We start from the raw sequence: 10,931 nt of genomic DNA, 5'->3' as shown, positions 1-10,931 counted from the left end.
GCTTGCTCGCACGATACAGAAGCGTTTTGCCCTCGTGCACGGTGCCGCTCGTTCCAAGCCGCTTTCCGCCAGGACAGTGGTAGACGTCACTGGTCGGATCATATCGAAAGTCGCTGCGTGAGAAGGTACCGTCATCTCGCTTCGACTTGTCGAACACGGGGATATGTGGCGCGATGCCCTTCTCCTCGACCAGCCAGTTCAGCATCGGAGCGGCGCCGTAAGCGGTATCCCCGACAAGCCGCTCCGGCTTGAGACCAAAGCGCTCCTCTGTTCGCTCAATCATGGTCCTCGCTGCTCCGACCTCGGCCTGGCGAATGGAGCGGGAGGCCTCGACATCAACGATGACGCCGAACTTCACGTCGATGAGATAATTGTCGGAGTACGCGAAGAATGCCGGTCCCTTGTGAGCTCCGGTCCACTGCGCCGCGGGATCGGATGGGGAGACGAACTTCGGGACAACGTCGCTGGCCGCGCCCCAGGCCGTATCGTCGAGGGTTGCCAGATACTCCTTCACCGCGCGGCTTGACCTCGCCGGATCGCGATCCCTGCGCCAATCCTGACCCGCGATCGAGCGCTGCTTGTTGGCATCTGCCTGAATCAGGCTCGCGTCTACCGCAAAACCTTCGCCACCCACCAGACCGGCCACAATGCACGCCTCAACGATATGTTCGAACACGCGACGAACGACATCTCCCTCGCGGAAGCGCTCATTGCGGGCCCGCGAGAAGGCCGAATGATCCGGGATAGCATCCTCGATACCGAGCTTGCAGAACCATCGATAGGCGAGGTTCATCTGCACTTCACGGCAGAGCAGCCGCTCCGAGCGGATCGCGAAGACATACCCCACGATCAGCATCCGGATCATCAGCTCCGGATCGATCGACGGGCGACCCATGGACGAATAGTGAGGAGCAAGTTCGCTGCGAAGCCAAGACAGATCGAGAGCAGTGTCGATCTTCCGCACCAGATGATCTTCGGGAACCGCGTCGCTGAGATGAAACTCGTAGAACGGTTGACCTTGGTCACTCTTCAGACGGCCCATCATGGATCGACCTCATCGCGATTCGCGTCAATACAACGGAATCACGCTTGCCGACTCGGCTCAACCGACTTTTGCAACACAATCGGCCAGAACCTGACATCAACGCATACTTTGTCTGCATTAAGCGCTCGCCCTCCTGAGAGCGCTTTCCATCTGCTCAGTCCAGGTTGGATTGTGGGCCTTAAAAGGCGCTAATACATCGCCGGGCTGTTTCGTAACGCTGGCCATCTGTCGCGCGCAACGTCGGGCTTCGTCCCATTTTTCAAGCGCGGCGTAACAGCAGACAAGGACTTCCAGACTGGTCCACCAATTAGGCCGGACTTGCTGAGCCCGCGCTGCCGCTTCTAGTCCCGCTTCCGCGCGTCCGGAGAAGAGACGCGCGAGCGCAAGAATGTTGAACCAGACAAAATTCTGCGGATCGTATGGACTCAGTCGCAGCCCATATTCAAGCGGCGCAATTGCTTCCGATGCGTGTCCGCTGAACAAAAGCGCCATTCCCAAGACCAGATGGCCCAATGCGAAGCTGGGACTGATTTCAATCGCCTTTCTGGCGGCGCCAATCGACTGCTCGAACCGATCCGCATACACACTGACGATCGCAAGCGCGTAGTGTGTATAGGAATTTCGTTCGTCAAGCTGGACCGCTTGCAAAGCCGCTTCCGTGCCCTCCTGCAAATCCGCAACGGGCTTATCCGACCAACCATAAGCAACCACGCCGGCACTGACCCGACCGATCCAGAGATGTGCCTCAGGGAGTTCGGGATCGAGCTTACAGGCCTGACGAAACAGTTCTCGGGCTTTCAGATGGTTCTCACGGGTCACCTGATGAAAGTGCCAAGTCCCCCGCCGTACTAAGTCCCAGGCCGTTATATTACCAGCGTGTCGAGCCGCCGCATGCGCGCCTTCCGTTTTGAGCAGCTCCGGTTCGATAGCGCCTGCCACGCGCTCTGCAACTTCGTCCTGAATAGCAAACACCTCGGTCAGTTCGAGGTCATAGCGCTCAGCCCAGACGTGTTTGCCTGATGTCGCCTCGACGAGCTGTGCAGAAATCCGAATTCGTTGGCCGGACTTACGCACGCTTCCCTCAATCAAATACTCCACGCCAAGTTGTTGCGCGATCTGTTTTGCGTCGAGTGATTTGTGCTTATAGGCAAAGCTTGAGTTGCGAGCGATGACGAAAAGCCAGCGAAACCGCGTCAAGGCCGTGATGATATCTTCGGTAATACCGTCGGCGAGATACTCCTGCTCCGGATCGCAGCTCATGTTCTGAAACGGCAGTACGGCAATCGAGGGTTTGTCCGGCAAAGCTAGGGGCGATTCCGAAGATCCAGTTACCGTGCGGCCCCGGCTGGAATTGAGCAGTACACGGTAGACGTGTATGGGTTGGACGATGTTTTTGAGGGCTTGCTGGCCCAAATCCTCGACCTCGAAGGCAAACTTCCCGCGCGCGTGATTGAGGACAGTCTGCGATATGCAGATGCCGCCCGGCTCGGCTAATCCCTCCAGTCGAGCCGCAATGTTCACCCCCTCGCCATAGAGGTCGCGCCCCTCAACGATCACATCGCCAAGGTTGATCCCGATGCGGAACTCTATGCGTTTCTCCGGAGGGACATCGGCATTGCGTTCGCGCATGCCCTCCTGGACCTCGATCGAACAGCATACCGCATCCACAACACTCGGAAACTCAATGAGGATACCATCACCCGTCGTTTTCACGACGCGACCGCGATATTGTTTGTTCTTGGGGTCGATCAGCTCTCGGCGATATTCCTTGAGGCGGACAAGCGTCCCGGCCTCGTCCACACCCATCAACCTGCTAAAACCGGCAATATCGGCGGCGAGTATAGCGGCGAGTTTGCGTTTGACCTGGTCCGAAGCCATCCGGGTCTCCCTCCCGTGGGATACCCTCTGCGGATAACCGCAGCTAGCGACGACCATATTACATCCTTGCACCTCGAGGTGACAAGTTCGGCGGCGACATCCGCTTTGTTCCGGCAGCCACGTAATCGAGCGACAAGCACTCAAATTCTCGCGGAATGCCGCCTCATATTGTTCGAGACCAAAGCCTCAACCTCCGACGTCCATCGCGACGTCCCAGTTCGGACGTCCCAGTTCGCCTCGCGTTGCGTGATCCCCCAGGCGAGACGACCTGTCTAGGGTAGCGCTCGTTTAATGACCGGTTTGGGTCAATCGCGGAAGTCGGCGGGCCCAAGGTAGATGGTCTGCTCTGCCACTGTGAAGCGGACATCAGCGGGCCCGCTGTTCAGGTCCGCGAAGGGGGCCAGGAACAGACGCACGCACCGCAGCAAAATTGGACGTAGGTCAACCGGTTCTTGGCAGACTACCTTTGGCTTGTCCGCGGTAATACGACCGTGAACTCAGTGAACAGCCCGGGCTCCGTCTCGACGTCGATGCTGCCGCCGTGTTGCTTTACGATAATGTCGTGGCTCATCGACAGGCCAAGCCCGGTACCTTCCCCGGAAGGCTTGGTCGTGAAGAACGGGTTGAATATTTTCCCTTTGATCTCTTCCGGGATGCCGGTGCCGTTATCGCGAATACGGATTTCAACCTTGTCTCCGAGATTTTTGGTCGTAGCGGAAAGCATCGGCTCGAAGCCGTCACCGGCTTCCACTTTGCGTTTCGTCGTGGCGTAGAATCCGTTCGATATCAGATTGAGCATTACCCGCGTGATCTCTTGCGGATAGACATCAGCCATACCGACGGACGGGTCGAGATCGCGATGGAACGCGATACTGAAGCCTGCCTTTTCTGCTCGAGCACCATGATAAGCCAAGTCTAGGCTCTCATCGACTATCGCGTTGATGTCAGTAGGTCGATGCTCGCCGGATCCTTCACGGGAGTGCTGCAGCATGTTTTTCACAATGGAGTCGGCTCGTTTGCCGTGCTGAACAACCTTTTCGAGGTTGTCTTTCAGCATCTTGGTCAGTTCGTCGACTTCCGCACGGATATTGTCGGTCAGCGCGGCGGATCTGAGCACGTCGTTCAACTCGTCCGTTAGCTCCGCCGAAAGAGCTGAGAAATTATTGACGAAGTTGAGAGGGTTCTTGATCTCGTGTGCGATACCGGCGGTGAGCTGGCCGAGCGAGGCCAGCTTCGCGGTCTGCACCAGGCGATCCTGCGCGGTGCGCAGATCGTCGAGGGAAGCCGCGAGTTCTTTTGTGCGAGCCTGAACTTCGTCGAACAGACGCACGTTTTCGATGGCAATCACGGCCTGGTCTGCAAAGGTTGTGACCAATTCCACCTGCTTGTGAGTAAACGGCCGCATGGTTCGGCGCAACAGCACGAGCGCGCCAACCGGATTGCCTTCGCGCAGAAGGGGTACCCCTAGAAATGTCCGGGGATTGCCGCTTAGTCTCTGTCCTTCCGAAAAAGTGTAATCGGGATCGGCAAGCACGTCGGGCACATGGATCACCTTTCCCTCGAGCAGGGTTCGGCCGGTTATGGTCGAGCGTTCCGGCTTGACGGGGATTTCTTTTACGTAATCCATGAACTCCGCCGAAAATCCGTATGATCCGGCGCGGAAATATTCGTTCCCTTTCTGCCGCGTAATCGCCGCCATATCCGCCTCGCACAATCGAACCGCCGACTCGACGAGAGTGTCCAGCACAGTTTGCAAGTCGAAGGCAGAGCGGCTGATGACCTTGAGCACGTCGGCGGTCGCACTCTGCTGCTGTAGCGACTCTCGTAGATCCTCGGTGCTGGCGCGCAGCTCACGAAGCAAACTCGTGTTTTCGATAGCGATGACCGCTTGAGCTGCGAACTGTTTCAAGAGCGATATCTGCTTCTCCGAGAAACGCGCCGGCTCCTGCCGAAAGATCATGATATTGCCGACCACCCGATCGCTCTTCAGGAGCGGAACGGCGAGAATACTACGCGCACCGCCTAGATCGACCAGCGCGCGCCGGTTGGGTTCGCCTCTGCGATAGGCATCCGACTCGCGGAGATCGAGAATTTCTACAATCGGTTCGCCCTGCAACAGGCGGGCCGGTGCCGTGCCCGGGCCGTACGCCAGCGGCTGGCTGCGCCGATATTCGTCATAGGCGGGAGGGAGCCCGCGCGTGGCAGCAGTATGGAATAGCTCGCCGTCGAATGTATTGAGCACGCCGAAATCGGCAGCGCAAAGGTCCATCGCCTTGCCGAGCATCGCGTTGAACACGGGTACTAGGTCGCCGCGAGACGACGAGATAATTTGAAGAACCTCGGTGGTTGCCGCCTGCTGCTCGCGTGCTTCAGCCAGCTCGACGGTACGGCGGCTAAGTTCCCGCCGCAAATCGGCAGCCGACCGACCGCTCGGGTGCCGGGTTTTCGCCTTAGGCTTGCGCTTCGCCTTGGGAGCCTTTCCGCCGAATTTGCGTGCACTACTCTGTTCCGGGGAACGTTGCGCCATATACAGCCCCTGATCTCAGGAGCAGGCATTCTATCGGCTTAAGGCGTTATGCCGGAAGGCAGAAACTCCAAAATATTGCGTGCCATTAACGAGCCCATCCGATGTCCGAGATGGGTCATGAGCGTCGGCTTGCCTCTGAGGTGATGACTTCCGGTCTGACCGGATAAGCGGACATCGTGAGATCGAACAGGGATGTCTCGAACGGGCCAGCGCATGTCGATTCCTCGCTGCGGCGCATAGTCCGCTAAGTCCGGCCTCTGGTCTCCAACGGAGTAACCCCTTTTGGGCAGTCATGTTTTCTACTTCATCGGCATATATTGAACTCGCCAACCGGGCCGGCCGAGGGAAGGTTCCATGCGCCTTGCTCAGGTATTTGCGCTAATCTGCTGCGTGATGATGGCCAATCCGATTGGGGCGCACGCGGCCGATCTCAAGAGCGATGTTGCCGCGGCTTACGAGGCATTTAACGCAGCCTTCAACAAGGGGGACGCTAAAGCCGTTGCTTCCGCGTACCTCCCGAGCGCCAAGATTCTGCCGCCGACCCACGCGGTCGTGTCCGGGCCCGCTGAAATCGAGAAGTTCTTCGCCGGTTTCTTTGCAAACGGTGTTACCAACCACACACTGGATATTATCGACGCTGGTGGGGATGATAAGATCGTTTATGCAACAGCGAACTGGAGTGCCAAGGGTAAGGGAGCGGATGGTGCGCCGCAGACTCTCGGCGGCATTGCTACACACGTCTTCGAGCGCCAGGCTGATGGCTCGCTCAAGCTGAGGTTGCATACCTTTAACTGAAAGTTTCGCGTCGTAACCAGCGGGCGGCGCCCCGGGCACGCGGGTATTTGCGGGCAAGAGAGCTGGGCTGCCGGTGTGGAGCCGACTTGCCGCGCAGTCGAATTAGCATTTGGCGGCCGGCTTGCAGGAGTTCCCCGATCGGAGCGCTCTGTCAGTGCCGCCCTCTCAAGCTCGCGACCGGCCAAATCTGAATTAGGTGTCGTATGGAGTGTTCGACCTGCAAAGCGGTCGTTCCGGACGGCAGTAAGTTCTGCATCGAGTGCGGTGCCTCTTTGCCCGTTGCATGTCCGTCTTGTAACCACTCGAATCCTCCACACGCGAAGTTCTGTGGAAAATGCGGCAACCAGCTGAACGCCGGTACCTCCATCGCATCGGTAGAGATACCCGCAACGCCACCGCAAGCAACCGTGCCGTCAACATTCTCGGCGGAGCGCCGGCAAGTCACAGTGATGTTTAGCGATCTTGTCGGCTCTACTGTCCTCGCGACTCAGCTCGACCCTGAAGACCTCCATGACGTGATCAACGCGTATCATAGGTGTGTTGCAGAAGCAGTCAGCGGTTTGGGCGGCTATGTCGCGAAGTACATGGGCGATGGCGTCTTGATTTACTTTGGTTACCCGCAGGCGCACGAGGATGATGCGGAACGAGCCGTGCGGAGCGGCCTAGCCTTGGTCGAGGCGGTCGGCCAGCTCCAAGCACCTCGCCGGCTTCAAGTGCGGATCGGCATCGCAACTGGACTCGTGGTCATCGGAGATCTGATTGGGGCCGGTGAGGTGCAAGAGCGCGGGATTGTTGGCGAAACGCCAAATCTGGCCGCTCGACTGCAAGCCTTGGCAGAACCTGACTCTGTCGTGATTGGCCCTCAGACACGTCTGCTTCTCGGAAATTTGTTCGAATACCGCGACTTGGGAAAAGTGCAGGTCAAAGGCTTTGCCCAACCTGTCCATGCATACCGAGTCGATGGATTGAGCGCCGTTGACAGTCGATTCGAGGCGCTTCACGCGACGGACCTTACGCCGCTCGTCGGTCGTGATGAGGAGATGGAACTACTGCTTCGTCGATGGGAGAGGGCGAAGGGCGGCAGCGGCCAAGTTGTGCTGATATCCGGCGAGGCAGGAATCGGCAAATCGCGCGTAGCAGCCGCGCTTCTCGGACGGATTGGCAAGGAACCACACACCCGATTGCGCTATTTTTGTTCGCCCCATCATACGGATAGCGCATTCTATCCGCTCATCCATCAGCTCGAACGAGCCGCCGCATTCCAGCGCGACGATGACGCGCGGACACGAGCCGAAAAGCTCGATGCTCTGCTCTCGCGTGCAACGGCTGCGGCAGAAGACAACCGACTCATTGCCGACTTGCTGTTGTTACCCGATATCAGAGGGTATCCGGAGCTCCGCCTTAGCCCACCACAGCGTAAGCAGAAGACGATTGACGCGCTTCTGCGGCAGCTCAACGGTCTGTCTAAGCAGCAGCCTGTGTTGCAAATCTTCGAGGATATGCATTGGAGCGATCCGACGAGCCTTGAGGTGATGGATCGGACAGTTGAGCTTGTCCGCCGATTACCGGCGCTGCTGCTCATGACTTTCCGGCCCGAGTTCGACCCACCCTGGGTCGGCCAGCCGCACGTCACTATGATGGCATTGGGACGGCTCGATCAGAACAATGTCTCCGCGCTGATCGAAACGATCGCGGGCAACGGGGAAATGCCGCCGGAAATAATCAATGAAATTGCGGAACGGACGGATGGCGTGCCGCTTTTTGTCGAGGAGTTAACGAAGGCCGTGGTCGAAGCCGGCGTCCATGGACCCGAAGCGGCAAGTACGCTGTCCACGACGCCCTCGCACACTATTCCCGCTACCCTGCACGCATCGCTCATGGCTCGCCTCGACCGGCTCGGCCCGGCAAAGGAGCTTGCCCAGATCGGTGCGACTATTGGGCGAGAGTTCTCCTATGAACTGCTGGCAGCGGTTTCGTCGCTAAAGGAGCCGGAGTTGCGCGCCGGCGTGAGCCAACTCACCGCGACGGGTCTGGTCTTCAGCCGCGGTACGGCGCCCGAGGCATCCTACCTGTTCAAGCATGCACTCGTGCAAGATGCTGCTTATGGCACCATGTTGCGGAGGACGCGACAGCAATTTCACGCGCGGATCGCAAAGGTGCTCGAAGAGCGCTTTGCGGATCGGGTGGCTCGCGAGCCGGAGGTGTTGGGACAACACTTTTCCGAAGCGGAGCAACCGAATCGTGCAGCCGGTTATTGGCTCAAGGCGGGAAGACAAAGCGCCGAGCGTTCCGCCAATCTGGAGGCGATTAGGCATCTATCTCGCGCGCTTGAGTCGCTGAAAATGCTTCCGGAGAGTCCTGAGCGTGATCGGCAGGAACTCAACGTACAGAGCACGATCGGCACGCCGTTGATCGCTGTCTACGGCTACGCGGCTCCGGAAACGGGTGTAGCCTTTAGCCGCGCACGCCTTTTAGGAGAACGACTCAGGGACGCGGGCGCCCTGTTCGCAACTCTCAGCGGTCAGTGGGCCTTTCACGGCGTGCGTGGCGATCACCACATGATGCGCCAACTAGCCGACGAGGCACGGCGCACATCGAAGCAAATGGCCGACGAAGCGCTTGAGCTGGTGAGTTACCGATTAGCAGGGCTGAACGCCATGCACTTCGGGGCGTTCGACGAGGCCCGATCCGCGTTCGAGACGATCCTGCGGATCTATGATTCGAGCCGGCATCGCCCGCCGCCAGTGCATTACATCCATGATCCGAAATTTTATGCGATCGCATATCTGCCCGTCATTTACTGGATTCTAGGTTATCCGGAACAGGCGCGAACCTGGCAAGGAAAAGCGTTCGAATACGCGTCCGACTTAAACCAGGCCACTCTCAACACTCACGTGAAGATTTATAGCGGAGCCGGACTTGACGAACTACTTTTCGACTCAGGCGCCGTGCGCACTCATGCCGACGCGATTATCGAACTCGCCGATCAGCACAACCTACGCTACTTCCGGTTCAGCGGGCTGATCCTGAGGGGGTGGGCGATAGCTGAAGCAGGAGCCGGCGCGGAGGGTCTCGCGCTGATGCATCAGAATTCAAAGGAACGCCTGGCCATCGGTGTCAGTTGGTGGCAGAATCGATACCTGTGCATGCTGGCGGCGACCTCCCTGAAGCAGGGGCGCACCGAAGAAGGCTTGGCCGCACTAGCGGAAGCCAAGGATTTGGTAACGCGTATCGACGAACACACTTGGGAGGCGGAGCTCAGGCGAATAGAGGGCGAGCTCCGGCGCATGCAGGGCGCCTCGCCGGCCGAGGTGGAGGGCCACTTCCAGGCGGCGCTTGCAATCGCCCGTGACCAGAATGCCAAGTCTTTCGAATTGCGGGCCGCCATCAGTCTCGCGCGATTGTGGCATGAGGAGGGACGCTTCACCGACACTCGTCGAGATCTTCTCGCAGGAATCTATAGCTGGTTCACTGAAGGGTTCGATACGCCCGATCTCAAGGAAGCCAAGGGACTGCTCACCGAATTGTCGTGCGACCGTCCGTGCTAACCAGATAGGGCGATCGCAATCAGCACTTAGATCGATGATCCGGAGATGCCCGCTGAGCTCGCCTCTAAGGTTGCGTCCAGGCAAAGCGCAATTCTTTACGATTACCAATTAACTCCCGCAACTTCCATCGGTCCAAGGTAACGAATAAGACCTGTAAATCTGTGACGTCCAAGGAGTAGCGATGTCCACTCTTTGCACCCAAGAGGTAAGTACTTCGGTCGTCAATTCGAACGTCCGCTATTGGGCGCGTACTTGACGTACTTAGAGATGGCGAAGTCCGAGGATGGGATGGTCCGGCCGTGCTCCAGCCCTGCCAGCGAGCCAAACTGGTAAGGGCACCGAAGACAAGGGAGTATGCCATGTCCCAGACACTCAACGGCAGATCGCCGCGATCGGCATCGATATCGGCAAGAATTCGTTCCACATTGTCGGCCAAGATCAGCGTGGAGCCCTAGTACTGCGCCAGAAGTGGTCGCGTGGCCAGGTGGAAGCGCGGCTTGCCAACCTGCCGCCGTGCCTCATCGGCATGGAGGCCTGCACCGGGGCGCATCATCTCAGTGCAAACTTCAGGCGCTTGGTCACGACGCCCGGCTGATGCCGGCGAAATACGTGCGGCCGTATAGCAAAGGTGACAAGAATGACTATCGCGATGCTGAAGCGATCGCCGAGGCCGTGCAGCGCCCAACCATGAAGTTCGTGGCGACCAAGACCTCCGACCAGCTCGACCTGCAGGCGCTGCACCGCGTGCGTGAACGGTTGGTCAGTCAACGGACCGGCATCATTAATCAGATCCGGGCCTGTAAAAAAGCGCCGAACTTTGACCCCCATCGGCTTCCAACATTGGCTCTGACGCATATTCGATGATCGTGATTGTTTTTATGGCGCGCCAATCAGCCTAGCCTGAAGGAGATCGAGCTTAGCGCGTCCGTACATTTGCCGTTTGACCAGCTTGAGCTTGGTGATCTGAGCTTCCACTTGGCCATTGGACCATGGTTGCGTGATAGCCGCGTGCACCGCGCCCTTATCGTTGGCAATGCCATTCGCGAACGAGGCAATGAGGCTCCGCTTGGATTCCTCAATCCAAGGTTCGAGCTCCATCTCGGCCTTCTTTCGGATCATCGCGTGGAAGCGGCCAATG

The 10,931-nt window shown here is 58.4% G+C and carries 6 protein-coding genes and 1 pseudogene; 3 read left to right on the top strand and 4 right to left on the bottom strand.

The annotated features are described in order from the left end of the window. From E4K65_RS45680 to E4K65_RS45670, 3 genes are all read right to left on the bottom strand, one after another. Positions 1–1,045: transposase (locus E4K65_RS45680; protein ID WP_167771691.1), on the bottom strand; the 1,045-nt coding region annotated here is incomplete at its 3' end. Between the two features lie 117 nt (positions 1,046–1,162). Then, positions 1,163–2,923: an adenylate/guanylate cyclase domain-containing protein gene (locus tag E4K65_RS45675; protein WP_167771690.1), complete on the bottom strand. Its 1,761-nt coding sequence runs from the start codon at positions 2,921–2,923 to the stop codon at positions 1,163–1,165. A 460-nt stretch (positions 2,924–3,383) separates the two neighbouring features. Beyond that, entirely contained in the window at positions 3,384–5,450 is a 2,067-nt protein-coding gene (locus tag E4K65_RS45670; protein ID WP_135179639.1) for a GAF domain-containing protein, read from the bottom strand. A 354-nt stretch (positions 5,451–5,804) separates the two neighbouring features. Here E4K65_RS45670 and E4K65_RS45665 point away from each other — a divergent pair, with 354 nt between their 5' ends. The 3 genes and pseudogenes from E4K65_RS45665 to E4K65_RS45655 form a co-directional block, all read left to right on the top strand. Next, the gene (locus E4K65_RS45665) at positions 5,805–6,245 is read left to right on the top strand and encodes a YybH family protein (protein ID WP_135179638.1); all 441 of its coding nucleotides are present in this window, start codon (positions 5,805–5,807) and stop codon (positions 6,243–6,245) included. A gap of 203 nt (positions 6,246–6,448) precedes the next feature. Then, on the top strand, positions 6,449–9,793 hold the full coding sequence (locus E4K65_RS45660) for an adenylate/guanylate cyclase domain-containing protein (protein WP_135179637.1): 3,345 nt from the start codon (positions 6,449–6,451) through the stop codon (positions 9,791–9,793). Between the two features lie 382 nt (positions 9,794–10,175). Next, positions 10,176–10,591: pseudogene (locus E4K65_RS45655) on the top strand (IS110 family RNA-guided transposase); the annotation flags it as partial. 78 nt (positions 10,592–10,669) lie between these two features. On the opposite strand, the gene E4K65_RS45650 reads toward E4K65_RS45655, so the two are convergent. Next, on the bottom strand, positions 10,670–10,931 hold a 262-nt coding region (locus tag E4K65_RS45650; RefSeq protein WP_135179598.1), incomplete at its 5' end, for a transposase.

It is taken from the genome of Bradyrhizobium niftali, from assembly GCF_004571025.1.
GTDB classification, from domain to species: Bacteria; Pseudomonadota; Alphaproteobacteria; order Rhizobiales; family Xanthobacteraceae; genus Bradyrhizobium; species Bradyrhizobium niftali.
This window is presented reverse-complemented; position numbering and strand designations above follow the sequence as displayed.

Bases quoted from the DNA above. Each gene is read 5' to 3' on its own strand.
- E4K65_RS45675 (WP_167771690.1), bottom strand. From the start codon at position 2,923: ATGGCTTCGGACCAGGTCAAACGCAAACTCGCCGCTATACTCGCCGCC.
- E4K65_RS45670 (WP_135179639.1), bottom strand. From the start codon at position 5,450: ATGGCGCAACGTTCCCCGGAACAGAGTAGTGCACGCAAATTCGGCGGA.
- E4K65_RS45665 (WP_135179638.1), top strand. From the start codon at position 5,805: ATGCGCCTTGCTCAGGTATTTGCGCTAATCTGCTGCGTGATGATGGCC.
- E4K65_RS45660 (WP_135179637.1), top strand. From the start codon at position 6,449: ATGGAGTGTTCGACCTGCAAAGCGGTCGTTCCGGACGGCAGTAAGTTC.